Raw genomic sequence first — 26189 nt, 5'->3', positions numbered from 1 at the left:
CTACGCGGCGGCGTCCCGATTGGCCGCGATCCAGGTGTCAATCTGCGCCCACCAGTCATAGAGCCAGTCGATGCGCTGCTGTCGCCCGGTCGGCACCTCCTCCGGCGGCACCGACCAGAACCGCATCACGATCCGCTTGTCCATGGGCAGTTCCCGCCAGACATCGGCGGCGGTGAGCATCCGGTCCAGGCCGGTGTGCGCGACGAAGATGACCCCGGCGTCCGGGGCGGCGTCGAGCGCGGCGAGCATTCCGCCGGGCTGCGGGGCGAGCACGTGACGCATCCGCTCGGCGCGCTGCGCCATCCGCTCCAGGCCGAGGGAGCGCAGCCGGGCGATGGCACGCAGCCGCCGTTTGGGGGTGAAGTTGCCGCCCTCCGGGAAGATCACGAAGGCGTCGTTGTCATCCAGGCCGTCGGCCAGGTGCCCGACCTGGCGTACGGTCTCCTCACCCCGCTCCGGTGTCGGCGCGATGAACCGGTTGGGCAGCCGGTTGAGCAGCACGTCGATCGCCGGATCCCACTGGAGGCTGTCCTTGAGCACGATCCGCGGTTCCCGGTGGAACCAGTTGACCAGCCCGTGGATCAGGATGAACGAGTCACCCGGCCCGGCGTGCCGGCAGAGCACCAGCTCGGGCCGGCCGGGCAACGCGGTGTCCGGGTCCGTGCCGACCACGTCGATGCGCAGCCGCAGCGTCCAGCGGGCCTGCCAGAACAGCACCCGCAGGAACCAGCCGGCCAGCACGTAGTGCGCGCGTTGGAAGGCCGGCGACCGGGTCCGCCAGCCGAACCCGGAGGCCACCCAGAGCAGGAACAGCGCGAGCAGCGCGCCAGCGTCCCACACAAGGTAGACGCAGCCGATCCAGAGCAGCCGCAGCGGGCGGAGCCGGCCCCGGACCAGTGGGGAGGCAGCCGCGGCGAGCAGCGCCCAGACCGGCAGCGTGGTGACGACGAGGAACGCGAGCAGCACCACGGCGGGGGCGATCAACAACCGGCGTAGCCACCTGGGGGGCAGCGGCATCAGCGTTCCACGTGGGTCGCGAGGTAGCGGCGGGAGGCGGTGTAGGCCCGACTGATCCGCCGACCCACGGCCGCCATGTCCCGGTACGCCCACGGGGTGTCGTCACGCGGATTCAGCCCACCGGTCGGCAGGACGTGCACCTCCACCCCCTCGGGCAGCGCGGCCATCTCCCGGAAGAAGCGGTGCCGGCGGGAGATCTCGAACGCGACCTGGGCGATCTCCCACGGCCGTCGGGGCGGGGTCAGCTCGCGTTCGATCCGGCCCACCTGGAGGACGAAGATCCGGCCGGCGCCGGCGGCCACCGCCTCGCCGATGGGGATGGAGTTGACGATGCCACCGTCCACGTAGTGCGCACCGTTGATCTCCATGGGTGGCAGCAGGCCCGGCACCGAGGCCGAGGCCAGCACGGCCGGCACCACCGGCCCGCTGTCGAACCAGTGCTCGGCGGCCCGCTCGATGTGCGCGGCGCAGCAGCGGAACGGCACCCGCAGGTCGGCGAACGTGGTGTCCACGCCCAGCTCCGATTCGAGCAGCCGGCGCAGAGGTCGGGGCGAGTGCAGGTGGGTGCGGGCGGCGAAGCGGCGCAACTGCCGGGCGACGGAGTCGCCGTACACCTCGCTGGCCTCCGGCGACGCCCACAGCCGGACCAGCCGGTCGGTCACCGCCTCCGACGGGTCGGCGGCGACCAGCGCGCCGTTGACCGCGCCGATGGAGGTGCCGAGCACCATGTCGGGTTGGATGCCGGCGCGGAACAGGGCGCGCAACATGCCCACCTCGACCGCGCCGAGAACTCCCCCGCCGCCGAGTACGAACGCCACCGGTCCCCCCGCCATGCCTCTCATCCTGGCACGGGCCCGCCGCCGGGCGGCGGGACGCTGCCACCCGGCATTCGGCGCAGCGCGGACGCCGCCGGTCGACGGCGGGCGGTGACGCCGTTGACAGGCTGGACACATTCGCGCAACCTGATACGGCCCCCACCCCGAGGCAGGTGCGATCCGTGAAGGCAGCGCTGCACCCGGGCCGGTTACTGGCCCGCAGGTACCGGCTTGTCGACCAGGTTGGCGCCGGCGGAATGTCGGTCATCTGGCGTGCCCGCGACGAGGTCCTCGACCGGGTCGTCGCGCTCAAGGTGCTCGCACCGTCGCTGGCCGCCGACGCCCGCTTCCGGGACATGGTGCGCGAGGAGGCCCGCGCCGCCGCGCAGTTGGTGCACCCGCACGTCACCTCGGTGCACGACTACGGCGAGACGGTCGACCCGGACGGCTCGATCACCTCGTTCGTGGTGATGGAACTGCTCAGCGGCGAGGAGCTGGAGCTGCGGCTCACCGAGGGGCCTCTGCCGTGGACCGAGGCGGTCCAGGTGGGCGCGCAGATCGCCGACGCGCTGGCCGCCGCGCACCGGCTCGGCATCGTGCATCGTGACATCACCCCGGCCAACGTGATGATGACCGCGACGGGCGTCAAGGTGCTCGACTTCGGCATCGCCACCCGGATCGGCGCGCCGGACGAGGACGAGGACGGCGGCACCTTCGGCACCCCCGCGTACGTGGCCCCGGAACGGCTCGACGGCGCCCCCGCCCAGCCGGCCAGCGACGTGTACTCGCTGGGCGTACTGCTGCACGAGGCGCTCACCGGCCGGGTTCCGTACCCGGCGGACACCTGGGAGCAGCTCAGCGCCGCGCTGGCCGGCGGCCCGCCGCCGACCCTGGCCGACCTGCCGGAGCTGCCGCCGGCGGTGGCCCGGATCTGCCTGCGCAGCCTCTCCCGGGATCCGGCCGGCCGGCCGACGGCCCGGCAGGTCGCCACCGCCCTGCGCGACCAACTGCTGCCGGCCGAGCCCTCGACCACCGCGGTCCCGGTGTCCACCCTGGCCCTGCCACCTGAGCCGGTCACCGAGCCGACGACGGCGGACGCGCCGTCCGAGGTGGCGGCCGGACGGTCACGTCGAAGGGTCGCGCTGCTGCTGGTTCCGGCGGTCCTCGCGGTCGGCGTGGCGCTGGCCGGGGTGGCCCTGCTGCCCGACGAGCGGCCGGCACCCCGGACGCAGCCGTCGACCGGCCCGGTGGCACCCCCGTCGTCCGACCCGCCGGTCACCGAGGCACCCCGGCTCCCGACCCCGTCGCCGTCGGCGCGGTCGAGTGCCGGCTCGCCCAGCTCGGACCCGGGCACCCTGGTCGAGGCCGCGAACCGCGTCGACCGGCTGATCGGCGACGGGCTAAACGCCGGCGAGATCCGTTCCGACGTGGGCCTGGACCTGCGCAACGAGCTGCGCAACCTGACCGCGGCGGTCGGTTCCGGCCGGGACGAGCTGGCACCGCCGGTGGCCCGGCTGCGCGAGAAGGTCGCGGTCCGCCTCGGTGAGGGCGGCATCAGTCCGGCGTACGCGCAACGCCTGGACGCCGCCATCGCCGAACTGGGTGCGGCGCAGGTCTGACCCGGCGGCCGGCACCCGGGTGGGTCAGCGGGCCGGTGCCCGGGCCGGTGCGCGGATCGCGTACCGGCTCGCGGCGAAGCGCCGGTAGACCTCCTCGTAGCCGAAGGCCATCCGCTCGACCGAGAAGTTCTCCGCGACGTGCGCCACGCAGTCCTCCGGGTCGAGCCGCTGCGCCGCCACCAGGGCCGCCGAAAGGTCGTCCGGACGGTCGCACACCAGCCCGGTCACCCCGGGCCGGACCAGCTCCGGCACGGCACCCCGGTCGAGGGCGACCACCGGGGTACCGGTCGCCATCGCCTCCAGCATCACCATGCCGAACGGCTCCTCCCACTGGATCGGCATGATCAGACAGCGGGCGTCGACCAGCATCCGCAGGGTCTCGGCGCGGTCGGCGTTGAGCATGACGGTCACGTCGTCGTCGACCAGCGGCGCGACGACCTGCTCGTAGTAGCGGCGTTCGGCGGGCTCGTTGCACTTGCCGGCCAGCAGCAGCGGCAGCCCGGCCTCCCGGCACGCCCGGATGGCGACGTCCGGGCCCTTGTCCGGGCTGAACCGCGCCAGCCACAACACCGGCCCGGCACCGGGCTCGGTCTTGCGCGGGAAGCCACGGATGTCCAGCGCGTTGTGCACCGTGCCGGCCCAGGGCAGGCCGGGGTTCAACCGGCGCTGGGCATGCGAGATGGCCACCAGGGCCACCTCCTGGTCGGCGTCGCCGAGCACGTCGCCGTACTCCCCCACCGGGTTGCCGTGCACGGTCGCCACCGTCGGGACGGCCCGGCGGCCGGCGACCAGCGGACCGATCGTGGTGTGGTCGTGGATCACGTCGAAGTCGGCCGCGGTGATCAGCCGGTTCACCCGGGCCAGGTGGGCGAGCTCCGGCAGCGACTCGCCGAGCCGCTCGTACTGGACCTCGGGAACGGTGGAGACGAAACCGGCGGCGGCGGTGCCGTGCTGGCCGCCGGCGCCGAACAGGGTCACCGCGTGCCCGTGCCCGGTCAACGCGTCCACCAGCGCGGCGACCACCTGCTCCAGCCCGCCGTAGCCGGGGGGCGGTACGGACAACCAGGGCGGGACCACCATCGCGATGCGCAACGACCGCTCGCCCGAGCGGTCGGCAGGCGGGTGGGTCACGGCCACGAGTCCTCCCCGTTGATCCCCGGTCCGGTGTCGCCGGTCGGCGTGGTCCGCGGCGGTTTCCCCGTGGCGTCTCCGGTAAACCGGACAAGACGGACGCTCACCCGCCGACCAGGAGCTGGTCGTGGACCACCCGCACCCCCGGGGCGGACCAGGCCACCCGCTCGACCTGGTCGCGTTCCCACCACGACCGGACCACTCCGGCGAGGACCAGCGTGTCGCCGTCCACCTCCACGGTCACCCGGTCCGCGCCGATCGTGCGCAGCAGCGCGCGCTCGACGTCGTGGCGCAGCCGCTCGCCGACGGGCGGCTGCGGTGGGCGTACCTCGATCAGGTTGGTGATCCCCCGCACCCCGGCCAACCGACGCACCTCGCCCTCGGCGGCGCGGCGCTGCCAGCCGAACTCGACCTCACCGCGCAGCATCAGCCAGCCGTTGGCCACGGTCACGTCCAGCCGTTCGGCGGGGACGAAGCTGTCCCACTCCAGCGCGCGGGAGGCGGCGATGGCGATCTCGGCGTCGGTACGTCCCGGAGTGCTCGTCAGCCGCACCTCGATCTCGTCGGCCACCGCCCGCACCCCGCGCACGCGCTGCGCGCAGCGGGTCGCCGCCCAGCCGCGGGCGGTGCTGTCCACGAACCCGGTCAGGGTGACCACCCCCTGGTCGACGGTCACGCCGATCTCGTTCGGTCGCAGCCGCGCGTCCCACGCCAGTTCGGCCAGGACGTCGCGCTGGATCCGCTGGTCGTCACGGACATCCACCGGCCTCCACCTCCGTCTCGCCTCGTGCACCGAACCTGCCGGGTGTACGGGTGACGGCGGTTCACCCGATCCGGGTGAACCGCCGTCGAAGGGAAAAGCGCGGCGGGTGACGGAGCCGACCCCCTCGGCCCCGCCACCCGCCGCCGGAGGGAGGAGGCAGGTTCAGTTGTTGGTTAGGACGTCTCGGCGAGCGTCACGGTTGCCGTCTTCTCGACACCGTTGCGCTTGTACTGCACCTCGACCCTGTCGCCGACCTTGCCGGCCTGCACCGCGCCGACCAGATCGTCCGAGTCGTTGATCGTCTTGTCGCCGAACTTGGTGACGACGTCGCCCCGCTGCAGGCCGGCCTTCTCGGCGGCGCTGCCCGCGGTGACCGACGCGACGAGCGCGCCACCGCCCTCGGCCTGGTTGACGCCCACCCCGAGCGACGGGTGGCTGACCTTCTCGCCGCGCTGGAGCTTGCCCGCGACGTCCTTGGCCTTGTTGCTGGGGATGGCGAACCCGACACCGATGTTGCCGGTGCTCTGCCCGGAGGTGGCAATGGCGGTGTTCACGCCGATCACCTCGCCCCGGGTGTTGACCAGCGCGCCGCCGGAGTTGCCGGGGTTGATCGGCGCGTCGGTCTGGAGCAGGCCGGAGATCGAGCTGACGGCCTGGCTCTGCTGGCTCGGGTCCTGCGGCTGACCCTCGCCGGCCCGGATGGTGCGGTCCCGGGCGCTCAGGATGCCCGAGGTCACCGAACCCTGCAGGCCGAGCGGGCTGCCCAGGGCGAGCACCTGGTCGCCGACCTGCATGGCGTCGCTGTCACCGAACTTGGCCGGCTTGAGGTTGCTCACGCCGTTGGCCTTGACCACGGCCAGGTCGGTCTTCGGGTCGGTACCGATGATCTTCGCTTCGGCGCTCGTGCCGTCGGCGAAGACCACCCGGACGGTGTCGCCGGCGGCGGAGGCCACCACGTGGTTGTTGGTGAGCACGTACCCGTCGGCGCTGAGCACCACCCCGGAGCCCTCACCGCTGTCGGTGGTGATCGAGACGACGCTGTCCTGCACGGCCGCGGCGATCTTCGGCAGGTCCGCGCTGTTGATCACCGGGGCGGCCGAGTAGGTGCGGGTGACACCGCCGCCGTCCCCGTCGAGCGCGAGTGCGAGCGCTCCGCCGGCCACGCCGGAGCCGAGCATCAGGGCGAACACGGCGACACCGGCGCCGGCGAACTTGGCGATGCGGCCCGGCCGGGGGCCGCTGCCGGGCGGCGCGACCTGCGGGCCCCACGGCGGCACCGGCTGCCCCGGCTGCTGCGCGTGCTGCTGGTGCGGGTAGGCCACGCCCGGCTGGCCCCCGCCGGCCCAGCCGGACTGCTGCTGGCCCGCGTACCAGGGGGCGCCGGGATACCGGCCGGCCGTCGGCTGCGGGTAGCCGTGCTGGCCGGGTGCCGGGTGGCCGGAGACCGGGTACGGCGGGGCGGAGGGAGTGGCGGTCGGCGGCTCGTACCCGGTCGGCTGCTGTCCGGAGGCCGGCTGGCCGGCGTACGCCGTGGTCGGCGCGGCGGTGCCGGCGGGGACGGCCGGGGTGGCGGCGGTGGTCGGCGCGTCACCCGTGGTCGAGATAACCGGAACGGGAGTGGTCGGGGAGTCGGACTGCGCGCGCTCGTCGCGCGGCAGCTCGGCGGTGGGGTGCGACGGCTCGGCGTCGGTGGGGGCCGGCCGGCGCTGCGGGTCGGACTCGAACTCGGTCATGTCACTACCTTCTCCCCCGGCACTGCGATCAAGCTGGAACCGCCCTGGAAGTTGGCTGAAAGTCACTCGCCGGCCTCCTCGACCGGTGACAGCAGGGGCAGCCGGACCCGGAAGGTGGCCCCGCCGCCGGGCGTCTCGGCCACCTCGACGGTGCCGTGGTGGGCGGCCACCAGGGCCGCCACGATGGCCAGGCCGAGCCCGGTGCCGGTGTTGCCGTCGGCCCGCCGGGTACGCGCCGCGTCGGCCCGGTAGAACCGTTCGAAGACCCGTTCCGCCTGGTCCGGCGAAAGGCCCGGACCGGTGTCGGCCACCTCCACCACGGCGAGGTTGCCCTTCTCCTCGCGGAGCCGCAGGCGGATCTCGGCGTCCGGCGGGGTGTGGGTGAGCGCGTTGGTCACCAGATTGCCGATGACCTGACGCAGCCGCGCGTCGTCGGCGGAGACCAGGAGCGGTCCCGATCCGGGCTCGATCTCCAGGTCGATCCGCCGGTCCGGGGCCATCGCCCGGGCGGCGTGCACCGCGTCGGAGGCGAGCACCGGCAGCTCCACCGGCGCCAGGGAGAGCGGCCGTTCCCGGTCCAGCCGGGCGAGCAGCAGCAGATCCTCCACCAGCAGCCCCATCCGGGCCGCCTCGTCCTCGATGCGGCGCAGCAGGCCGGCGGTCTCCTCCGGGGCCCGCGCGGCACCCTGGCGGTACAGCTCCGCGAAACCGCGGATGGTGGTCAGCGGGGTCCGCAGCTCGTGCGACGCGTCCGCGACGAACTGCCGCATCCGCTCCTCCGACCGGATGGCCCGCGCTTCGGACGCCTGAGCGGCGGCCGCGGCATCCCGGGCGGCGCTCTCCGCCCAGCGCGCCGAGGTCTCCGAGGCGGCTCGGGCCGTGAACGCCGCCTCGATCTGGGTGAGCATCGCGTTCAGCGCGCGCGACAGCCGGCCCAGCTCCGAGGTGGGGTGTTCCTGACCCTCCTCGGGGTCGGGCACCCGGCGGGTCAGGTCGCCGCCGGCGATCGCGGCGGCGGTCTGTTCGATTTCGACGAGGGGCTTGAGGCTGGTCCGGACGATCGCCGCGCCCACCGAGGCCAACATGATCAGCACCGCGCCGCCGACCAGGAGGTCTATCCAGACGAGCTGCTTCACCGCCCGGTCCACGTCGGTCAGCGGCTGCCCGACGGCCAGCACGGAGCCGTCCGGCTGGGCCGCGTAGTAGACCCGCCACCGGGTGCGGCCGTCCTGCGACAGGACGGTCTGCGGCTCGCCCTCCTCCGCCTCGAAACCGGCGCGGCTGGTGGGGAAGGCGGGCAGTTGGGCGAGGCTGAGACGGCGGTCGTCGTACTTGGGCGCGTAGACCTGCTGTTCGTCGGCCACGATGACGACATAGTCGCTGGGCAGTATCGCGCCGACCTCACGGCTGCGCAGCTTGGGGAGCAGTTGGCCGAGGCCCTGGGCGGTGGACCTGACCTGCCCGTCGACCTGGCCCTCCAGGTAGTTGCGCAGTAGATAGGCGGTCAGCGAGCTGATCACCAGCAGCGCGATGGCGACCAGGGCCAGCACCGAGGTGACCAGCTTCACCCGCAGCGGAACGCCCCGCACCCGGCCCTTTGCCTGCTGGACCGCGTTCACGCCGCCGGCTTGCGCAGGACGTACCCGACGCCGCGGAGAGTGTGGATCAGTCGGGGCTGGGTGGTGTCGACCTTGCGCCGCAGGTACGAGATGTAGGACTCGACGATGTTGTCGTCGCCCCGGAAGTCGTAGTTCCAGACGTGATCGAGGATCTGCGCCTTGGACAGCACCCGGTTGGCGTTGAGCATCAGGTAGCGCAGCAGCTTGAACTCGGTCGGCGAGAGCTGCACCCGCTGCCCGGCCCGGTGCACCTCGTGGGTCTCCTCGTCCAGCTCCAGGTCCGCGAACGTGAGCCGGGACGGAGCCTGCTCGCCGGTGGTGGTGCGGCGCAGCACGGCGCGGATCCGGGCGGTCAGCTCCTCCAGGCTGAACGGCTTGGTGACGTAGTCGTCGCCACCCAGGGTCAGCCCGCGGATCTTGTCGTCGGTGGCGTCCCGGGCGGTCAGAAAGACCACCGGGGTACGCGTACCGCCCTCGCGGAGCATCCGGATGACCTCGAAGCCGTCCAGGTCCGGCAGCATCACGTCGAGCACGACCAGGTCGGGCCGGTGGTCCTTGGCGGCGTTCAGGGCCGCGCTGCCGCTGGTCGCGGTGGCCACGTCGAAGCCCGCGAAGCGCAGGCTCGCGGAGAGGAGTTCGAGGATGTTGGGGTCGTCCTCGACGACGAGAAGTCGCGCCTCGGTCTGGGTAGCGGGCATGTGCCCATCATCGGTGACCTCACTGCGCCGGCGCTGGACGCTTCCTGCAAAAAACCTGTGAGTCGCCGACCGGCCTCGGGGACGTCAGCGCAGCAGTCGGCGCAACCCGTCCAGGGCTCCGTCGAGCAGCCGGATCGCCGTACGCAGCTGGGTGTCGCTGAACTGCCGGGACCGCGCCAGCCGGCCGACCTCGGCGGTGAACGCGACCAGCCGCTGGTCGAAGTCGTCGAGCAGAGTGGCACGCGGCCCGTCGGCCGGCGTCGGCCGGGGCGGCGGGGGTGCCTCCCACCGGGTACGCCGGGTCTGCCGGGTCGCCTCGGTCAGCTCCCGCTTGAGGTCGCGGACCGAACCGCGTACCTCGCTGCGGATCTCGCCGGCCAGGGTCGACAGGTCCGCCACCGAGGCGGCGATGTCCGCCTCCAGCGCGGCCAACTCGTCGGCCCGCTGCCGCAGCTCGGCACGGCCGGCGTCGGTGATGTCGTACGTCTTGCGGCCGCCGGCCGCGGTGTGGCTGACCAGCCCCTCGGCCTCCAGCCGTTGCAGCCGGGGGTAGATGGTGCCGGCGCTGGGCGCGTAGAGCCCGAGGAACCGGTCCTCCAGCAGGCGGATCAGCTCGTAGCCGTGCTTGGGCCCGTCGTCGAGGAGCTTGAGCAGGTAGAGCCGGAGCCGCCCGTGGCTGAACACGGCGGTCACGGCAGCTCCTCGGAATCGTCGTCGACTGCTCGGGCCAGCAGGGCGATGCTTCCCGACGTCGCGGAGGCCCAGAGCTTACCTTCACCGGCGCCGAGCACCCCCTCACTGCTCGGCGTCGGGAACCGCGAACCGCGCACCTGCGGGAACCCACTGGTGATCCGGCCGGACGCGGTGTTCAGTCGGACGGCGAGGTCGCTGTCCTCGCGGACCCGGACGGTGATGCTGCCGGAGATGGTGCTGAGCCGGATCTCGCTGCGCCGGGGGTTGTCCAGGTCGCAGGTGATGGCGCCGGAGACGGTCTGCGCCTGCACCCGCTCGGCGGCGCTGTCGGCGAGGATCACCTCGCCGGAGACGGTCTCCAGGGCGAGGTCGCCGCGGACCCCGAGTGCCTCCACCGGCCCGGAGGTGATCTTCGCGGAGGTGTTGCCGCGCAGGCCCATGAGGGTGATCTGGCCGGCGACGACGTGGACCGTGGTCTGCCGGCGCAGGCCGGAGGCGACCAGCGAGCCCGCGACCAGGCCCAGATCGGCGAGGACGTCGGCCGGCACGGCGACGGAGACGTCCACCCGCGGATAGCGGTGGATCATCCGGAACCATCGCATGACGTCCGACCAGCCCCGTCCGCGCTCCTGCCGGATGCTGAGCCGGCCGTCGGAGTGGTCGATCAGGACCGGCCGGCGACCGACCTGGGTGACGTCGATCCGGGTCGGGCCGTCGGTGGCGACCACGTTGAGCCGTCCACTGACGAGTTGAACGTCCAGCCGGATGACCGGACCGTCCATGGTGAGCCGCTGCGGGCTCTCGACCGTCCAACCGGCCATGGCGTCCTCCCCTCGACGACGCGCCGACGGCGCGCCCAACGAGAAGACACTAACGCGATACATCGCGACACACAAGACTGTCGCGAGTTGTCGACCCGCTGCCCACCGACGTCCCGAGGGAGCGCGGAGCTGCGGGCCGCGGGCCGCGGGCCGCGGGCCGCGGGCCGCGGGCCGCGGGCCGCGGGCCGCGGGCCGCGGGCCGCGGGCCTGCCCGCGCCACCAAGATCGTGCTCGATCCTGGATGTAGTGGCATCCCGCGCCCCCGAGGCCACTACATCCTGGATCGAGCACGATCTTGGCGTGGGGCGTGGGGCGTGGGGCGTGGGGCGTGCGGCGCGGCGCGACGCGACGGGGGCGGGCGCGGCGCGACGGGGGCGGACGCGGCGCGCCGGGGGCGGACGCGGCGCGCCGGGGGCGGACGCGGCGCGCCGGGGGCGGGGCGGGCTCCTCAGGCCGCCAGGTCGAGGTCCTGGCCGATGGCCGGCGGCAGCGCCGTGACGGCCGGTGGCAGGGTGGGCACCGGCCGCAGCCGGGTCCGCGTGGCGGCACCCGCCGCGGGCACCAGGTGTACGGCCGACTCGGCAGCCCGGGCCAGCAACCGCCGGTCGGCGTCGCGGGCCGGGTGCAGTGCGCCGGCGATCGTCACCGAGACCACCAGCTCCCGTGCCGAGACCACCCGGGCAACCGAACGCAGCAGGGTGTCCGCCCCGAGGAAGGCCGCCGCCGTGGTCGGCGAGCCGGTGACCTCGCACCGGTAGCCCAACCGCAGCGGCACCACCGGGCTGCCCGCGTCGATGGCCGCATGGAACATCGCGGGACGGAACCCTCCGCTGGGGCGGCAGTCGGCCGCACCGTCACCCGCACACCAGGTCGTACCCTCCGGGAACACCGCCACCGACCGGCCGGCGCGCAGCGCGTCGGCGAGCCGGCGCACGGTGGCCGGCAGGTCCCGTGGCCGTGACCGGTCCACGAAGACCGTGCCCGCCGCGGCGGCCAGCATGCCGACCACCGGCCAGGATCGGACCTCCCGCTTCGCCACCATCCGGGTCGGTGCCACCGCCAGTACCGCGAGGATGTCCAGCCACGACACGTGGTTGGCGACCAGCAGCGCCCGCCGGCGGGGCAGCCGTCCCCGGATCACCAGGCGGACGCCGAACGCCCGCGCGGTGCCCCGCGCCCAGCCGCGCATCGCCGCCTGCCGCTCCTGGGACGGGAGTACGGGCAGCAGCACCACCAGACCGACACCGGCCAGCAGCATGCCGGCCGCCGCGACCAGCCGGAGCACCCGGCGGGCCACCGGCACGGTGGGCACCTCGCCGGCCGCCGGCAGGCACTCCTCGTCGCATCCGGAGGAGGGCCGCCACAGGTCGTGCGCAACGGCGGTCACTGCTCCGCCTCGCCCAGGAAGTGCCGCAGGTAGCGCGGGTTCATCCGATCCAGGGAGAAGAGCACGTAGAAGTCCGCGCACCCGAAGTCGGGGTCGTACGACGGTTCGCCGCAGATCCACGCGCCGAGCCGCAGGTAGCCACGCAGCAGCGGCGGCACGGCGACGCGGCCGGCCGGCTCGCCCGCCGTCGCCGCGTCGACGGCGGCGGCCGGCTCGGCGAACCAGGGACGCAACGGGCGGACCCGCAGCGGCGGCGGCGACAGGTGCCGGGCCTGCGCCTGTGCCCACACCCCGGCGACCGTACGACCGCCGTCGGCCACCGGCACCGAGGCGCAGCCGCCGAGCCAGCGGGAGCCGCGCAGGTGCAGGTACCGGGTGATGCCCGCCCACATCAGGTTGATGACCGCGCCCGAGCGGTGGTCCGGGTGTACGCAGGACCGTCCCGCCTCGACGAGGTCGTCGCGGAGCGGGTCGAGCGCGGCGAGGTCGAACTCGTCCTCGGCGTACCGCCGGGCGGTGCGGCCCGGCGGCAGCAGCCGGTACGTGCCGACTACCTCGCCGGTGCTGTCCTCCCGGACGATGAGGTGGTCGCAGTGTGCGTCGAAGGGGTCCACGTCCAGCCCGGCCGCACCGGGCAGGAGGGTGGCGCCGAGTTCGGTGGCGAACACCTCGTGGCGCAGGCGTTGCGCGGCCGCGACCTGGGTGGGGTCGTCGGCGATCAGCAGGGTGTATCCGCTGGTCGTCAGGGGTGCGCCAGCGGCATGCAGAACGGCCATGGGATCTGTGTAAGTGCCTCGGGTTGCCATCCACGGGCACCACTGGTGTCGGCAGGATGAACGCCGGCCGGCAGATGCGTCCCACGTCGGCCGTGCGAGGCTGCGGGACGGACCGGCGACGGCGCCGGCACGCCCCCACCGGAGGTCGACGATGCTCATCGGGTCCCGCTACAACGGGCCTCCCGGCTCCGGCAACGGCGGCTGGAGTGCGGGGGTCTTCGCCGCCGCGGCCGGTGGCACCGGGCCGGTCGAGGTGACGCTGCGCCGACCGCCACCGCTGGACACCGAGCTGAGCCTCACCGGCGGCGAGGTCCGCGATCCGGCCGGCGAGCTGGTGGCCGTGGTACGCCCCGTCGAGACGGTCGATGCCGTCGTACCCCCGGTCGACCTGGACACCGCGGTCGCCGCGGCGGCCCGCTACCCCGGCCTGGTCGAGCATCCGTTTCCGGGTTGCTACGTGTGCGGGCCGGACCGGACCGACGGGCTGCGGATCTTCCCGGGTCGGCTGCCGGACGGCCGGACCGCCGCGCCGGTGCGCGCACCCGATCAGGTCAGCGACGCCACCCTCTGGGCGGCACTGGACTGCCCCGGCGGCTGGACGGTGCTCGCGCCGGGCCGCCCGTACCTGCTCGGCCGGATCGCCGCGATGATCGCGGCGCGGCCGGCGCCGGGCGACGAGTGCGTGGTGACCGGTGCGCTGATCGGCGTGGACCGCCGCAAGGCGTTGGTGCACACCAGCCTGTACGGACCGGACGGCGCGCTGCTGGGCGTGGCCCGGGCCACCTGGATCGCCCGCTGACCCCGATGTCGTCCGCGGGGATGAGGTGTCTCCGCCCGGAGACGGACCACGCCGTACGGACCGCGCCTGATTGACCTTGTTGCCCGGGACCGTCACGCTGTGCCACGGCGTACCTCGACGCCACGCACGGGAGGAGAACGATGACTGACGGGCAGCGAAGCCCCACCAGCGACGGTCAGATCGTGGTGTCCGGTCTGACGAAGCAGTACAAGAACGTCCGGGCGGTGAACAACCTGTCCTTCACCGTCGCGCCGGGGCGGGTGACCGGCTTCCTCGGCCCGAACGGCGCCGGCAAGACGACCACGCTGCGGATGCTGCTGAACCTGGTCACGCCGACCGCCGGCACGGCCACCATCAGCGGCCACCGGTACGCCGACCTCGCCGACCCGCTGCGGCACGTCGGCGCGATCCTGGAGGCGTCCAGCGCGCACAAGGGCCGCACCGGCATCAACCACCTGCGGGTGATCTGCGCGGCGGCCGGACTGCCCAGGACGCGGGCCGACGAGGTGCTGGAGCTGGTCGGGTTGACCCCGGCGGCGAAGCGCAAGTTCAAGGGCTACTCGCTGGGCATGAAGCAGCGGCTCGGTATCGCCGCCGCGATGCTCGGTGACCCGCGGGTGCTGATCCTCGACGAGCCGGCCAACGGCCTCGACCCGGAGGGCATCCGGTGGATGCGCGGGTTCCTCAAGAACCTCGCCCACGAGGGCCGCACCGTGCTGGTCTCCAGCCACCTGCTGTCGGAGATGCAGTTGCTCGCCGACGACGTGGTGATCATCGCGGCCGGGCAGCTGGTCCGGCAGGGTCCCGTCGAGCAGGTCCTCGGGTCGATGGCGCAGGGCGCCCAGGTGCGGGTCCGCACTCCGCAGGCCGAGGCGCTGACCACCGCGCTGAAGGCGCAGTCGGCCACCGTCACCACCGACGAGCACGGCGTCCTGCTGGTCTCCGGGGTGGACGCCCCGACGATCGGCCGGGCCGCCCTGGCCGCCGGCGTCGAGCTGCACGAACTGACCACCGAACGGCCCGATCTGGAACGGGTCTTCCTGGAGCTGACGGCCGGAAAGGCGGGCATTCGATGAACCTGGTCCGATCCGAGCTGCTCAAGATCCGTACGACCAACACCTGGTGGGTCTTCGCGCTGATCAGCCTGCCGCTGTGGGCGCTCACGCTGCTCATCAACTGGTTGCAGGCCGATGCCCTCACCAGCACCAACCCCGCCGAGGTGGGCGACCAGGCCGCCCAGTTCGAGGCCGCGGCCACCCCCGACGCGCTCTCGTCGAACCTGTTCACCACCGGGCAGTTCTTCGGCCTGCTCATCATCATGCTGCTCGGCATCATCGTGGTGACCAGCGAGTTCTTCCACCAGACGGTCACCACCACGTTCCTCACCGCACCGCACCGCACCGCGGTGATGATCGCCAAGCTGGTCGCGGCGGGCGTGCTGGCGTTTCTGTTCTGGCTGGTCACCACCGTGTTCAACCTGATCGCCGGGTCGGCGGTGCTGAACGCGGTCGGGGTGGAGTCGCAACTGGGCAACGACGCGGCCTGGCGGGCGATCGGGTTGAACCTGCTCGCGTACCTGCTCTGGGCGGTGTTCGGCGTCGGCATCGGCGTGCTGATCCGCAGCCAGATCGGCGCCACCGTGACCGGCATCCTGCTCTACCTGGGCGGCTCGATCGGCGCCATCCTGGTGATCAGCATCCTGGCCAACCGGTGGGGTGACTGGATCAACAACCTGCAACTGCTGGTGCCGTCGCTGGCCTCGTCGCTGATGGTCACCGGGACGGAGATTCCCGGCAACCCGCCGCGCTGGGCCGGCGCCGCCGTGCTGATCGGGTACGCGGTGGTCACCGGCGTGGCCGGCAGCTTGCTGCTGCGTCGGCGCGACATCTCCTGACCGACAGGTCCCGGGGTGGCGGCGGCACGGCCGCCACCCCGGTCCGTCGGGTCACCCGCCCGGGCAGCCTCGGCCGCCGCTGCGCGGGATGCACTGCGTGATCGCCGGGCCGGGCTCCTGGTCGGCGGGAGTGTGGCCGATCAGGAGCCCGGTGGCCGCGCGGCTGACGAGGACGACCACCAGGTAGACCAGCACCATCCCGCCGACCGCCCACCGGAAGTGCCGGCGCCAGCTCTCCTCACCGGCCAGGCCGGCGAGCCACAGTCCGAGTACCGGCAGCACGTTGAGCACGAGCCCGGCGATCAGCACGGCGTCCGTGGTCGCGCCGAACGCCCGCGCCTCGCCGAGGGTCGGCGTGTACGGCGCGGCCGTCCGCCGGATCAGGCCCACCACCAGCAGGAACGGCACCCCATACAGCCAGGCGAAGAAGAGCCATCCGAGGCCGGTCCGCTTCATGTGGTCACCAGGTACGCGGCGGCGCACGTCACGATGCTGACCGCCGCGGACGCGGTGCCGGCGAGCACCGCCGAGGGGATCAGGCGGACGACCAGCGCGCTGACCAGCGCCGTCACGATCAGCAGCCCGACGAGCACCGGGCCGCCCCAGACCAGGCCCACCAGTGCCAGCGACTCCGCCGGCGACAGGCAGCTGAACCAGGCCGAGCAGTCGGTCTGCGACGCGCTCGGCACGCTCGTCGTGCCCACCGCCACGGCCGCGATGACGGTGACGTACCAGCCGGCCGCCACCGCCATACTTCGGCCGTAGCGCCCCCGTACCCCCTGGCGATCCATGGGCCCGATCCTCACGCACGGCCGTGCTTCGGACATCCGCACCCGTACTCAGTCCCGCCCTACCAGCCGGTGGCCGACCACGCAGGGGTTGCTGAACTTCTGGCATCTTCTGTGAAACCGGCCACCCGACCGAGGCGGAAATGCCTGCGGGATCCGTACGGCGTAGCCTGGGAGTCGTCCTGTCCGTGGTCCTTTACTGGACGCGACGGACACCGCGTGACACACAACCCGCGTGAAAGAGGCGATTACCGGCCGTGTCGACCCAGCAGACTTCGCAGGAGAACCCACTGGCGGGTTTCGGCCCGAACGAGTGGATCGTCGAGGAGATGTACCAGCGGTACCTCGCCGACCCAACGAGCGTCGATTCGGCCTGGCACGACTTCTTCGCCGACTATCGACCGGCACCGGGCGCCGGCACACCGCGCGCCGCTGAGGCGTCGGGCAAGCCGGCCGCCGCGCCCGAGCCGGACGGCCAGCCGGAGGCGGCCGCCACGGTCAGCCAGCCGGCCGCCGCCGCACAGCCCGCCGCCCCGGCCAAGCCGGCCGCCGCGTCCGCACCGACGAAGGCCGCGCCGGAGAAGACCGCCAAGCCGGCCGCCAAGGCCGCCGCCCCGACCGCTGACGGTCCGCAGACCACGCCGCTGCGTGGCGTCGCCGCGAAGATCGTCCAGAACATGGACGCCTCGCTGAGCGTGCCCACCGCGACCAGCGTCCGCGCGGTCCCGGCGAAGCTGCTGGTCGACAACCGCATCGTGATCAACAACCACCTCGCCCGCGGGCGAGGTGGCAAGGTCAGCTTCACCCACCTGGTCGGCTACGCGATGGTGCGGGCGCTGGTCCAGCACCCCGAGATGAACAACTCCTACGCGGAGGCCAACGGCAAGCCGGCGGTGGTCCGCCCGGCGCACGTCAACCTCGGCATCGCGATCGACCTGGCCAAGCCGGACGGCACCCGCAACCTGGTGGTCCCCTCCATCAAGGGTTGCGAGCAGATGGACTTCCGGCAGTTCTGGCAGGCGTACGAGGACGTGGTCCGGCGGGCGCGGCGCAACGAGCTGACCATGGAGGACTACTCCGGCACCACGATCTCGCTGACCAACCCGGGCGGCATCGGCACCGTGCACTCGATGCCGCGGCTCATGCAGGGGCAGAGCGCGATCATCGGTGTCGGCGCGATGGAGTACCCGGCCCCCTACCAGGGCATGTCCGAGGCCACCCTCGCCGAGCTGGCGGTCAGCAAGATCATCACGCTGACCAGCACGTACGACCACCGGATCATCCAGGGCGCGCAGTCCGGCGAGTTCCTCAAGGTCATGCACGAGCTGATCCTGGGCGAGCACGGCTTCTACGACCAGATCTTCACCTCGCTGCGCATCCCGTACGAGCCGGTGCGCTGGGTCCGCGACGTGGCGGTCAACTCCGAGGGTCAGATCAACAAGACCGCCCGGGTGCACGAACTGATCCACGCGTACCGGGTGCGCGGCCACCTGATGGCCGACACCGACCCGCTGGAATTCACCATCCGCAAGCACCCCGACCTGGACGTCCTCCAGCACGGGCTGACCCTGTGGGACCTGGACCGCGAGTTCCCGGTGAACGGCTTCGCCGGCCGCCAGCGGATGAAGCTGCGCGAGATCCTGGGCGTGCTGCGCGACTCGTACTGCCGCCGGGTGGGCATCGAGTACATGCACATCCAGGACCCGGAGGAGCGGCGCTGGATCCAGGAACGGATCGAGCGCAAGTACGAGAAGCCGTCCGCCGACGAGCAGAAGCACGTGCTCAACCGCCTCAACGCCGCCGAGGCGTTCGAGACCTTCCTGCAGACCAAGTACGTCGGCCAGAAGCGCTTCTCGCTGGAGGGCGGCGAATCGCTGATCCCGCTGCTCGGCGAGGTGCTGGAGTCCTCCGCCGAGAGCGGGCTGGACGAGGTCGTCATCGGCATGGCGCACCGGGGTCGGCTCAACGTGCTCGCCAACATTGTCGGCAAGCCGTACGAGAAGATCTTCTCCGAGTTCGAGGGTCACCTGGACCCGCGCTCGACGCAGGGCTCCGGCGACGTGAAGTACCACCTGGGCCAGAACGGCAAGTTCACCACCCCGGACGGCGAGCACAACGTCAAGGTGTCGCTGGTGGCGAACCCGTCGCACCTGGAGGCCGTCGACCCGGTGCTGGAGGGCATCGTCCGGGCCAAGCAGGACCGGATCGACCTCAAGCTGGAGGGTTACACCGTGCTGCCGCTGGCGGTGCACGGTGACGCCGCGTTCGCCGGGCAGGGCGTGGTCGCCGAGACCCTCAACCTGTCGCAGCTGCGCGGTTACCGCACCGGTGGCACCGTGCACGTGGTGGTCAACAACCAGGTCGGCTTCACCACCGCCCCGGAGTACAGCCGGTCCAGTCTCTACAGCACCGACGTGGCCCGGATGATCCAGGCGCCGATCTTCCACGTCAACGGCGACGACCCGGAGGCCGTGGTCCGGGTGGCCCGGCTGGCCTTCGAGTACCGGCAGGCGTTCAACAAGGACGTCGTGATCGACATGGTCTGCTACCGCCGGCGCGGGCACAACGAGGGCGACGACCCGTCGATGTCCAACCCCCAGATGTACAAGATCATTGACTCGAAGCGTTCGGTGCGCAAGCTCTACACCGAGGAGCTGATCGGTCGCGGCGACATCACCGTGGAGGACGCGGAGGAGCTGCTGCGCGACTACCAGTCGCAGCTGGAGAAGGTCTTCAAGGCCACCCGGGACGCCGCCGCCGCGCCGCGCCAGCTCAACCGGCCGCGCCGCGAGGAGGAGCCGGAGCCGCAGGTCGACACCGCCACCGACGCCGCCGTCGTGAAGGCGATCGGCGAGGCGCACATCAACCTGCCGGAGGGCTTCACCCCGCACAAGCGGATCCAGCAGCTGCTCGACCGGCGGGCCAAGATGTCCGTCGAGGGCAACATCGACTGGGGCTTCGGCGAGATCATCGCGCTGGGCGCGCTGCTGCACGACGGGGTCACCGTCCGGCTCGCCGGGCAGGATTCGCGTCGCGGTACGTTCGTCCAGCGGCACGCCTCGGTGGTCGACTCCCGCACCGGCGAGGACTACCTGCCGTTGAAGTCGCTCACCGGCGATGGCGAGCGCTCCCGGTTCTTCGTGCACGACTCGCTGCTCAGCGAGTACGCCGCGATGGGCTTCGAGTACGGCTACTCGGTGGAGAACATCAACGCCCTGGTCGCCTGGGAGGCCCAGTTCGGCGACTTCGTCAACGGCGCCCAGTCGGTGATCGACGAGTTCATCTCGTCGGGCGAGGTGAAGTGGGGTCAGCGCTCCGCGGTCACCCTGCTGCTGCCGCACGGCCACGAGGGCCAGGGTCCGGACCACACGTCCGGCCGGCCGGAGCGGTTCCTGCAGATGTGCGCCGAGGACAACATGCGGGTGTCCATCCCGACGACCCCGGCGAACTACTTCCACCTGCTGCGCCGCCAGGCCCTGTCGCCCAAGCGCAAGCCGCTGGTGGTGTTCACGCCGAAGTCGCTGCTGCGGCACAAGCTCTGTGTCTCCCCGGTGGAGGACTTCACCACCGGCACCTTCCAGCCGGTGCTGCGCGACACGGCCGCACCGGCACCGGAGGCCGTGACGCGGGTGCTGCTCTGCTCCGGCAAGGTCTACTACGACCTGTTCCAGGCCCGGCAGGAGCGCGGCGTCACCGACACGGCGATCATCCGGATCGAGCAGCTGTACCCGCTGCCGGTGGAGGAGATCCGGGCCGCCCTGGCGCAGTTCCCGAACGCGGAGGACTTCGCCTGGGTCCAGGAGGAGCCGGCCAACCAGGGCGCCTGGTCGTTCGTCGCGCTCAACCTGCTGGAGCACCTCACGGACGTCCGGCTGCGGCGGATCTCCCGCCCGGCGGCGGCCGCCCCGGCGGTCGGCTCGGCCAAGACCCACGAGGTCGAGCAGACCGCGCTGATCGAGGCGGCTCTCCCCCGCCCGTGACCTGATCGCACCGCGAGAGCCGGGGCAGGGCCGTTCACGACGGTCCTGCCCCGCTCCGTCGGTCCAACCGCCCGGCCCGCGCCGGGCCGACGCATGAGGACGTACGCCGTGTACTTCACCGACCGTGGCATCGAGGAGCTGGTCGAGCGCCGGGGCGACGAGCAGGTGACCCTGGAGTGGCTGGGTGAGCGCCTGCGCGACTTCGTCGACCTCAACCCCGACTTCGAAACCCCCATCGAACGCCTGGCCACCTACCTGGCCCGCCTGGACGACCCCGACGACGACGACGCCTGAACCCCCCGGTGGTGATCAAGAGGTTTGCGTCACCAGCGGCCCCGATCGTGACGCAAACCTCTTGATCACCGAGGCGGGAGGGTCGGAGGGCCCGGGTGGGGGGTCTCGCGATCTTCTAGACGAGTAGTTCCGAAGTCAGGGGTCGATGTCTGGGCATGAAGAGAGGGCATCCAAGATCATGTTGTGACGCAAGACCTGGATACCCTCTTGACCGCACTGTACGTGAAGATCGACGACAGCATCCGCACGCCCCGGTGGCGGGGCCGGCCGCCGCTGTTGACCGACTCCGAACTGGTATGCCTCGCGGTGGCGCAGGTCCTGCTCGGCGCCCGCTCGGAAGCGCATTGGATCCGCTACGCCCGTATTCATCTCGCCGGCATGTTTGCCTACCTGCCGCAGCGGCCGGGCTACAACAAGCGGCTCCGTGCGGCGCTTCCGCTGGTCAAGAAGGTGATCCGGGACCTGGCGCGCGACAGTGACTTCTGGTTCGACAACCACTGGATCGTCGATTCCACCCCGATACCCTGCGGCATGTCGCGCCCGACGGCGCAGCGTTCGGACCTGGCCGGCTGGGCCGGATACGGCTACTGCGCCTCCCATTCCCGCTTCTTCTGGGGCCTCCGGCTCTACCTGGTCTGCACCCCGACCGGGATGCCGATCCTGTGGGCCCTGGCGAACCCGAAGATCGGCGAGCGAGAGGTCCTCGCCGCGATGCTCGACGTCGAGGCCGCCGTGGTGGCCGAGCACGACGGGATCCTGCTGATCAGCGACAAGGGATTCGCCTCCACGCCGTTCGAGCGGCAGTTGGCCGAACAGGGCATCGAACTACTGCGCCCGTCCCGCAAGAAGGAGAAGACCCGCTACGGCGAGCCGATGCTCAAGAAGGTCCGACAACTGATCGAGTCGGTGAACGACACCCTCAAGGGCCAGCTTGACCTGGAACAACACGGCGGACGGACCTTCGCCGGTGTGGCCGTCCGTGTCGCCCAACGCCTGCTTGCCATGACAGCGGCGATCTGGCACAACAACAAGACCAGCGCGCCCGTCACCCGGTCACTGATCGCCTACGACCACTAACCGGAATTCGGAACAACTCGTCTAGCTTGATCTTTAACCTGTGCGGCGTGGCCGGGGATTGACAGTCTTCGTCTTCTTTGTGGCCGATGTTTTGGCGTTCGTGGTGGTCGCGATGTGGACGTCGTATCGCGGGGTGGGGTGGGTGTTGCGGCGGCCGGGTGGTCGCCCCGGGCCTGGCCGGGCGGGTTTGGGTGCACCGGCCGGGCAGGTCGCCTTCGCGCGGAGGTGCCGAAACCCTCGGCGGACGCGGGCGGGTGACAGGCGCTGCGGTGGTGCGGGTTGCTCCCAGGGGCGGCGCAGGTCGGCGGCGAGGGCGCGGGCCAGACGGAGCTGGGTGTGGGCGGCGAGGATCAGCCAGGTCCATAGGTCGGCGGCTTGCGGGGTGCGGATCTTCGGGCAGGTCCAGCCGAGGGTCTGTTTGAACAGGCGGAACGTGTGTTCGATGTCGAAGCGGCGTAGGAACGTCTGCCAGAGCAGGTTCACGTCATCCGAGGTGGCGTCGACGCCGGACCACCACAGCCACACCGGCTTCGGTGTAGCGCCGCTGGGTAGGTGGTCGACTTCCAGGCGGATGACGGTCCCCTCGATGACCGGCAGTACTTTAGCCGCGGCGGTCCAGGCGGATCGGTGGGTCAACCGAGGGTGCAACCGGTCCCAGGCGCGGGCCCACGCCGTGCCGTAGAGACGGGTGTCGGCGACAGTGGCCGCGTCCGGCTCACCCCAGGTGGCGAGATCACCGAAGACGAACTCGCCGCCGTGGCGGGGCGGACGGCCGACCGTTCCCGGCCGCCGAGGCGGCACTGCCCGACGCAGCACCCGATCCGATCGCATTCGCGCGAGGACCTGCACGGGCAGGTCACGCAGGAGGAACGCCAGTCGGGGCGCGTCGTAGCCGGCGTCGGCCACGACCAGGATCTCCGCGTCCCCAGCCTGCCACTGCCCGGCCGCGATCAGACGCCCCACGATGTCTCGCAGCTGCCCAGCGGTGACCGTGGCCGCGTCGTCGCCAGGCGCCAGCCGCACCGCGTCCAACGGTGCGGTCCACGAACTACGGCCCGACTCCAGGGCCACGACCATCGAATACGGCCAGCCCGGGATCATGATGGTCTGATCCTTGCCGCGTCCGTAGGTGTGACACAGGATCCGCTGTGGTGAGGTGTGCGCGTCCGGCCGCAGCCAGCAGGTGATGTCCACCGCCAGGACGAGACGGCCGTCGGCTGCCCGGGGCAGCGGCACCCCGGCGAGAGCGGTGCGCAACCGGTCAATGTCCAACTTCCCGCAGGCGAGGGCGTCATACAACGCCCCGTGACCCCGGCGGTGCTCACCCACCAGCGACAACTCCACCAGCGACCGGACCGGCCCGTCGGCGCACAACACCGCGTCGGTCAGGTCGAACAACGCGTCAGCCCGAGCGGTCAAGCAGTCGTAGAACTCCCGCCGGAACCGGTCCAGGTCCCCAACGGCATCAGCCGAACCACGGTCATGCACACTGATCACCAGAACAGCCCTTGGTTATTGATGTTCTTCCCTAGACAAGAAGATCATCAACCAAGGGCTGCTTCCGTGATCGTTCGGGGTCCCCGCAGGACCTCAGAGGGTTAAAGATCAAGGTCTAGGCTTCTGGCGGTTCCTCCTGGCCACCCGCTACGACGCCACGCTGTGGCGTGGGTGCTTGCACCGGGCTTTTCCTGGTCAGCGCCGTCGAGCGGTGCACAGCGCGGTGGGTCGACTCCATGAGGCCCGCAATCGGATGGCTCACCACGAGCCCATGTTCAACCGGCCGGTCGCCGACCTACGCGCTACCGCGATCGAGGTGGCCGGCTGGTTGTGCCCGGTCACCCGGGACTGGATCGACGGGCATTGCCGGGTTCTTCCGCTGATGGTCGCCAGACCGGGTGCGGTGATCAATCAGGCTCGCCGCTGATTACACCTGACACGGCAGCCTCACCATGTCGTTGGGTTGCTGCTGGTCTGGCCATGGGTATCTGGCCTGGCCAGGGGTATTCTGTAGAGATGGCCGACCAGGTTCCGGACACCGCCACCGACACCACGGCGATGCTCGCTGCGGCCGGCATCGTCGTGACCGACGAAGGCCGGGCGCGTGCCCGTCGCCGCCTGGACGACGCCCGCGCCCGGTGGACGCCGGCGCTTGAGGCGGAGGCCCGCGAGCAGCTGGGCCTGCCGGCACGCGCCGCGTGACCGACCCGACCGTCAGGGTCATCCTCGACGCCTCCGCGATCATCGCGTTCTGCCGCGAGTCGATCGACGTCGGCGAGGTCATCGCCGAGGTCGCCGACGAAGAGGGCTCCATGTTCGGTCTGCCGGTGCTGTGTCTCGCCGAGGCGGCCCGGGTCGTCGCCGACCAGGACCGCCTGGCGCTGCTCGTCGCCCACCGCGCCGCTGAGGTGCTCAGTCCGGATCCGGACAGTTGGCGCGCTCTCGCGGTCACCCTCGACACCGTGGGCCGGGTCGATGCGGCCAGCGCGGTGCTCGCCGCCATCGACCTGGGCTGTCACGTCCTGACCGGCCAGCCTGGGTTGTACGGCGGCATCGCCGGCGGCGGCCCGGTCATCGCGATCTGACTCCGACGGCTCGGCGCCGCTGGCCACCCCTCAGAGGGTGAGGGCGAACAGGTCGAGCTGCTCACCGGGGTCGGCCGGCCGGCACGCCGTCCACACGGCCTGGCCGGCTTGGGAGCAGCCGTCGACGACGTCGGTCCAGCCTGCACCACGGAATCCGCCCGGGTGGTCGCGCCAGGCGATGACGGCCTGTTCGCAGCGCCCGATCAGCTCGTCGGTGACCCGGCCGTTATCGAGCACGTCGCCCAGGTCGGTCCAGGCCAACCGCAACGGTTGGTGGAGGTCTCCGTCGGTGATCTCGATCCGTGCCCGGGTGAGCCGGAGCATCCGGCCGGCGGGGAGCGTCTGTCCCGTGTAGTCAGGGGCAAATCGGCTGGCATCTCGGGTGCGCCAGTAGGTCAGGGGGTCGATGGCGTGCCCACACGCGGTGATCCCGACGGCCCAGGCCAGCAGAGGGCGGTGAGTGGCCGGGGTGGCGGTGGCGAGGATGGTGCGGGCGTCGGCCCGGGGGCTGCTGGTCATGGTGATCTCCCGCGATGGCTGTGGTCCGGTGGCGGCCTGGTGCCCGTGATCACCGAGGCGCACCGCTGGCCAGCGGCGGGGTGCTCGGGGACGGGCGAAGGTTGACGGCGGGCCGACCCACGTTCGGGGTCGGCCCGCTTCGCGTCTACGCCGGGAGAGCGGCGACGTCCTCGGTCGGGTCGAAGTCGCTGCCGTCGTATCGGGCCGCAGCGGCGTACAGGGCAACGGTGATGGTGCGCAGGGGAGCGCACTGGCCGTACCAAGTGATCAGCTCCCCGGCGGCCATCTGCTGGAACGCCGGCTCTGCCTGCTCGGTGAGGTGGTCCCCGAGCACGCTGATGGTCGCGTCGGCGAGGTCGTAGCAGCGAGGGCTGCCGGTGAGGTGCCGGGCAGCGGCACGGATCGTGCTACGAACCAGGTAGCCGATCTTGCCGGGGTGCTGCGTCAGGCGGCCGGCAGCGGCGCGCAGCGTGACGGCCGGACCGGTCCCCACCCGTGAACCTGTGCTTGGGCATGATCCGTTGAACTGTTGGGCACTGCGGCTGCGCCCCGCTCGGAGGCGATCCAGGGACCGTTTCCACCGTATGGCTCATCTGCTCAAGATGAAAGGGTGCGTTTCATCGCGGAGGCATCGTTCCAGCGCTGCTTGAGCAAAAGGCGAAGGGCGGGTTGGAATTGCCCCTCAGGCCGAAGAAGGGAAAAGAATGCCGGAAAATCAAAAATTGATGGAACGAAGAAAAGCGAAGCAACAGGATAAGCAAGCGAGAGGGCAGCGACATTTTGATGCAAAGCTTGTAGAGATTAGCAAGTTTCGAGAAAAAAACGGGCATTTTCCCCGTCCGCAGGGCCTTTCGGAAAAGGACAGCCGTGAGGATGTCCTTTCGATGACACTACTCAGTACCACCGCTAACGGTAACCCTGACCTGTATGGTAACTTCAGGGAATTTTTGAACAAGTGGCATATTCGCTTTAAGGTCAACCCTGAAACGGGATACATTCATCCCAGCAAGGAATGGTACCTAAATCTGTTTGACCCAAACACGGTCAAAGGATCAAGAAGAAGTCGGCCGCATCCTGTGGAGAGGCCAAAATCAACCCCCCCGATAATTCCCTCAAGAGCAGATCGCCCCAGTATCAGTCAGCAGGCGGCGCCTGCCGCTACCACGCCGCTCGCCACGTCACCG

26 protein-coding genes are annotated in these 26189 nt (G+C 71.5%); 10 read left to right on the top strand and 16 right to left on the bottom strand.

What is annotated here, in order from left to right; translation table 11 throughout:
- Together O7620_RS30780 and O7620_RS30775 are read right to left on the bottom strand one after the other, a co-directional pair.
- Positions 1-1017: a 1-acyl-sn-glycerol-3-phosphate acyltransferase gene (locus O7620_RS30780; RefSeq protein ID WP_278126647.1), complete on the bottom strand. Its 1017-nt coding sequence runs from the start codon at positions 1015-1017 to the stop codon at positions 1-3.
- Positions 1017-1850, bottom strand: a complete 834-nt coding sequence (locus O7620_RS30775) for a patatin-like phospholipase family protein (RefSeq protein ID WP_278126646.1) — start codon at positions 1848-1850, stop codon at positions 1017-1019. The genes O7620_RS30780 and O7620_RS30775 overlap by 1 nt, the downstream gene beginning before the upstream one ends.
- 164 nt (positions 1851-2014) lie before the next feature.
- Between O7620_RS30775 and O7620_RS30770 the strand changes: the two genes are divergently transcribed.
- Positions 2015-3451: a serine/threonine protein kinase gene (locus O7620_RS30770; RefSeq protein ID WP_278126645.1), complete on the top strand. Its 1437-nt coding sequence runs from the start codon at positions 2015-2017 to the stop codon at positions 3449-3451.
- A 24-nt stretch (positions 3452-3475) separates the two neighbouring features.
- On the opposite strand, the gene O7620_RS30765 is transcribed toward O7620_RS30770, so the two are convergent.
- The 9 genes from O7620_RS30765 to O7620_RS30725 form a co-directional block, all read right to left on the bottom strand.
- On the bottom strand, positions 3476-4531 hold the full coding sequence (locus O7620_RS30765; RefSeq protein ID WP_278127222.1) for a glycosyltransferase family 4 protein: 1056 nt from the start codon (positions 4529-4531) through the stop codon (positions 3476-3478).
- 154 nt (positions 4532-4685) lie between these two features.
- Positions 4686-5345 (bottom strand): BON domain-containing protein, encoded by a 660-nt coding sequence (locus O7620_RS30760; RefSeq protein ID WP_278126644.1) that lies wholly within the window; start codon positions 5343-5345, stop codon positions 4686-4688.
- 173 nt (positions 5346-5518) lie between these two features.
- The gene (locus O7620_RS30755) at positions 5519-7078 is read right to left on the bottom strand and encodes a trypsin-like peptidase domain-containing protein (RefSeq protein ID WP_278126643.1); all 1560 of its coding nucleotides are present in this window, start codon (positions 7076-7078) and stop codon (positions 5519-5521) included.
- Between the two features lie 62 nt (positions 7079-7140).
- Positions 7141-8697, bottom strand: a complete 1557-nt coding sequence (locus O7620_RS30750) for a HAMP domain-containing sensor histidine kinase (protein WP_278126641.1) — start codon at positions 8695-8697, stop codon at positions 7141-7143.
- Positions 8694-9395, bottom strand: a complete 702-nt coding sequence (locus O7620_RS30745) for a response regulator transcription factor (RefSeq protein WP_030336721.1) — start codon at positions 9393-9395, stop codon at positions 8694-8696. The genes O7620_RS30750 and O7620_RS30745 overlap by 4 nt, the downstream gene beginning before the upstream one ends.
- An 84-nt stretch (positions 9396-9479) precedes the next feature.
- Complete coding sequence (locus tag O7620_RS30740) at positions 9480-10088, bottom strand: PadR family transcriptional regulator (RefSeq protein WP_278126637.1); 609 nt, start codon at positions 10086-10088, stop codon at positions 9480-9482.
- Positions 10085-10909, bottom strand: a complete 825-nt coding sequence (locus O7620_RS30735) for a DUF4097 family beta strand repeat-containing protein (RefSeq protein ID WP_151492214.1) — start codon at positions 10907-10909, stop codon at positions 10085-10087. The genes O7620_RS30740 and O7620_RS30735 overlap by 4 nt, the downstream gene beginning before the upstream one ends.
- Before the next feature lie 448 nt (positions 10910-11357).
- Positions 11358-12296 (bottom strand): lysophospholipid acyltransferase family protein, encoded by a 939-nt coding sequence (locus O7620_RS30730; RefSeq protein ID WP_278126636.1) that lies wholly within the window; start codon positions 12294-12296, stop codon positions 11358-11360.
- Positions 12293-13072, bottom strand: coding sequence for a GNAT family N-acyltransferase (locus O7620_RS30725; RefSeq protein ID WP_278126634.1), 780 nt, complete (start codon positions 13070-13072; stop codon positions 12293-12295). Before O7620_RS30725 ends, O7620_RS30730 begins: the two co-directional genes overlap by 4 nt.
- 151 nt (positions 13073-13223) lie before the next feature.
- On the opposite strand from O7620_RS30725, the gene O7620_RS30720 reads away from it, so the two are divergent.
- The 3 genes from O7620_RS30720 (at position 13224) to O7620_RS30710 (ending at position 15765) form a co-directional block, all read left to right on the top strand.
- Positions 13224-13871 (top strand): hypothetical protein, encoded by a 648-nt coding sequence (locus tag O7620_RS30720; RefSeq protein ID WP_278126633.1) that lies wholly within the window; start codon positions 13224-13226, stop codon positions 13869-13871.
- Positions 13872-14011: 140 nt separating this feature from the next.
- A complete protein-coding gene (locus tag O7620_RS30715; RefSeq protein WP_151492811.1) occupies positions 14012-14947 on the top strand; it encodes an ABC transporter ATP-binding protein in 936 nt (311 codons plus the stop codon).
- Positions 14944-15765 carry an ABC transporter permease gene (locus O7620_RS30710; protein ID WP_151492810.1) on the top strand — a complete coding sequence of 274 codons (822 nt, stop codon included), beginning with the start codon at positions 14944-14946 and terminating at the stop codon, positions 15763-15765. The genes O7620_RS30715 and O7620_RS30710 overlap by 4 nt, the downstream gene beginning before the upstream one ends.
- Before the next feature lie 51 nt (positions 15766-15816).
- Here O7620_RS30710 and O7620_RS30705 read toward each other — a convergent pair whose 3' ends face one another.
- Both O7620_RS30705 and O7620_RS30700 read right to left on the bottom strand, forming a co-directional pair.
- Positions 15817-16221 (bottom strand): hypothetical protein, encoded by a 405-nt coding sequence (locus O7620_RS30705; protein ID WP_278126632.1) that lies wholly within the window; start codon positions 16219-16221, stop codon positions 15817-15819.
- Positions 16218-16556, bottom strand: a complete 339-nt coding sequence (locus O7620_RS30700) for a hypothetical protein (protein ID WP_278126631.1) — start codon at positions 16554-16556, stop codon at positions 16218-16220. Before O7620_RS30700 ends, O7620_RS30705 begins: the two co-directional genes overlap by 4 nt.
- 254 nt (positions 16557-16810) lie before the next feature.
- Between O7620_RS30700 and O7620_RS30695 the strand changes: the two genes are divergently transcribed.
- The 3 genes from O7620_RS30695 to O7620_RS30685 all read left to right on the top strand — a co-directional run bounded on the left by O7620_RS30695 (position 16811) and on the right by O7620_RS30685 (position 21904).
- Positions 16811-20533: a multifunctional oxoglutarate decarboxylase/oxoglutarate dehydrogenase thiamine pyrophosphate-binding subunit/dihydrolipoyllysine-residue succinyltransferase subunit gene (locus O7620_RS30695; protein WP_278126630.1), complete on the top strand. Its 3723-nt coding sequence runs from the start codon at positions 16811-16813 to the stop codon at positions 20531-20533.
- 108 nt (positions 20534-20641) lie between these two features.
- A complete protein-coding gene (locus O7620_RS30690; protein WP_088987811.1) occupies positions 20642-20827 on the top strand; it encodes a DUF6104 family protein in 186 nt (61 codons plus the stop codon).
- 183 nt (positions 20828-21010) lie between these two features.
- The gene (locus O7620_RS30685) at positions 21011-21904 is read left to right on the top strand and encodes an IS982 family transposase (RefSeq protein WP_278125338.1); all 894 of its coding nucleotides are present in this window, start codon (positions 21011-21013) and stop codon (positions 21902-21904) included.
- A 33-nt stretch (positions 21905-21937) separates the two neighbouring features.
- On the opposite strand, the gene O7620_RS30680 is transcribed toward O7620_RS30685, so the two are convergent.
- Positions 21938-23401: an NF041680 family putative transposase gene (locus O7620_RS30680; RefSeq protein WP_278121188.1), complete on the bottom strand. Its 1464-nt coding sequence runs from the start codon at positions 23399-23401 to the stop codon at positions 21938-21940.
- Between the two features lie 271 nt (positions 23402-23672).
- Between O7620_RS30680 and O7620_RS30675 the strand changes: the two genes are divergently transcribed.
- The 3 genes from O7620_RS30675 to O7620_RS30665 all read left to right on the top strand — a co-directional run bounded on the left by O7620_RS30675 (position 23673) and on the right by O7620_RS30665 (position 24486).
- Positions 23673-23828, top strand: coding sequence for a hypothetical protein (locus tag O7620_RS30675; RefSeq protein ID WP_278126628.1), 156 nt, complete (start codon positions 23673-23675; stop codon positions 23826-23828).
- A gap of 89 nt (positions 23829-23917) precedes the next feature.
- Entirely contained in the window at positions 23918-24103 is a 186-nt protein-coding gene (locus tag O7620_RS30670; protein WP_278126626.1) for a hypothetical protein, read from the top strand.
- The gene (locus tag O7620_RS30665; RefSeq protein WP_278126624.1) at positions 24100-24486 is read left to right on the top strand and encodes a hypothetical protein; all 387 of its coding nucleotides are present in this window, start codon (positions 24100-24102) and stop codon (positions 24484-24486) included. Before O7620_RS30670 ends, O7620_RS30665 begins: the two co-directional genes overlap by 4 nt.
- A 30-nt stretch (positions 24487-24516) precedes the next feature.
- Here O7620_RS30665 and O7620_RS30660 read toward each other — a convergent pair whose 3' ends face one another.
- Positions 24517-25005, bottom strand: a complete 489-nt coding sequence (locus O7620_RS30660) for a hypothetical protein (protein WP_278126622.1) — start codon at positions 25003-25005, stop codon at positions 24517-24519.
- 145 nt (positions 25006-25150) lie between these two features.
- The gene (locus O7620_RS30655; protein WP_278126621.1) at positions 25151-25498 is read right to left on the bottom strand and encodes a hypothetical protein; all 348 of its coding nucleotides are present in this window, start codon (positions 25496-25498) and stop codon (positions 25151-25153) included.
- Positions 25499-26189 lie beyond the last annotated feature (691 nt).

Origin of the sequence: Micromonospora sp. WMMD710, assembly GCF_029626045.1 — a bacterium.
In the GTDB taxonomy this organism is placed as follows: domain Bacteria; phylum Actinomycetota; class Actinomycetes; order Mycobacteriales; family Micromonosporaceae; genus Micromonospora.
Note: the sequence above shows the minus strand (reverse complement) of the source record. Positions and strands in the feature narration are given on the sequence as shown.

Excerpts from the sequence above, each read along its gene's own strand:
- O7620_RS30735 (WP_151492214.1), bottom strand. The coding sequence starts at position 10,909 with ATGGCCGGTTGGACGGTCGAGAGCCCGCAGCGGCTCACCATGGACGGT.
- O7620_RS30700 (WP_278126631.1), bottom strand. The coding sequence starts at position 16,556 with ATGGATCGCCAGGGGGTACGGGGGCGCTACGGCCGAAGTATGGCGGTG.
- O7620_RS30660 (WP_278126622.1), bottom strand. The coding sequence starts at position 25,005 with ATGACCAGCAGCCCCCGGGCCGACGCCCGCACCATCCTCGCCACCGCC.
- O7620_RS30715 (WP_151492811.1), top strand. The coding sequence starts at position 14,012 with ATGACTGACGGGCAGCGAAGCCCCACCAGCGACGGTCAGATCGTGGTG.
- O7620_RS30670 (WP_278126626.1), top strand. The coding sequence starts at position 23,918 with ATGGCCGACCAGGTTCCGGACACCGCCACCGACACCACGGCGATGCTC.
- O7620_RS30710 (WP_151492810.1), top strand. The coding sequence starts at position 14,944 with ATGAACCTGGTCCGATCCGAGCTGCTCAAGATCCGTACGACCAACACC.
- O7620_RS30745 (WP_030336721.1), bottom strand. The coding sequence starts at position 9,395 with ATGCCCGCTACCCAGACCGAGGCGCGACTTCTCGTCGTCGAGGACGAC.
- O7620_RS30780 (WP_278126647.1), bottom strand. The coding sequence starts at position 1,017 with ATGCCGCTGCCCCCCAGGTGGCTACGCCGGTTGTTGATCGCCCCCGCC.
- O7620_RS30720 (WP_278126633.1), top strand. The coding sequence starts at position 13,224 with ATGCTCATCGGGTCCCGCTACAACGGGCCTCCCGGCTCCGGCAACGGC.
- O7620_RS30675 (WP_278126628.1), top strand. The coding sequence starts at position 23,673 with ATGTTCAACCGGCCGGTCGCCGACCTACGCGCTACCGCGATCGAGGTG.
- O7620_RS30775 (WP_278126646.1), bottom strand. The coding sequence starts at position 1,850 with ATGGCGGGGGGACCGGTGGCGTTCGTACTCGGCGGCGGGGGAGTTCTC.
- O7620_RS30765 (WP_278127222.1), bottom strand. The coding sequence starts at position 4,531 with ATGGTGGTCCCGCCCTGGTTGTCCGTACCGCCCCCCGGCTACGGCGGG.
- O7620_RS30705 (WP_278126632.1), bottom strand. The coding sequence starts at position 16,221 with ATGAAGCGGACCGGCCTCGGATGGCTCTTCTTCGCCTGGCTGTATGGG.
- O7620_RS30725 (WP_278126634.1), bottom strand. The coding sequence starts at position 13,072 with ATGGCCGTTCTGCATGCCGCTGGCGCACCCCTGACGACCAGCGGATAC.
- O7620_RS30755 (WP_278126643.1), bottom strand. The coding sequence starts at position 7,078 with ATGACCGAGTTCGAGTCCGACCCGCAGCGCCGGCCGGCCCCCACCGAC.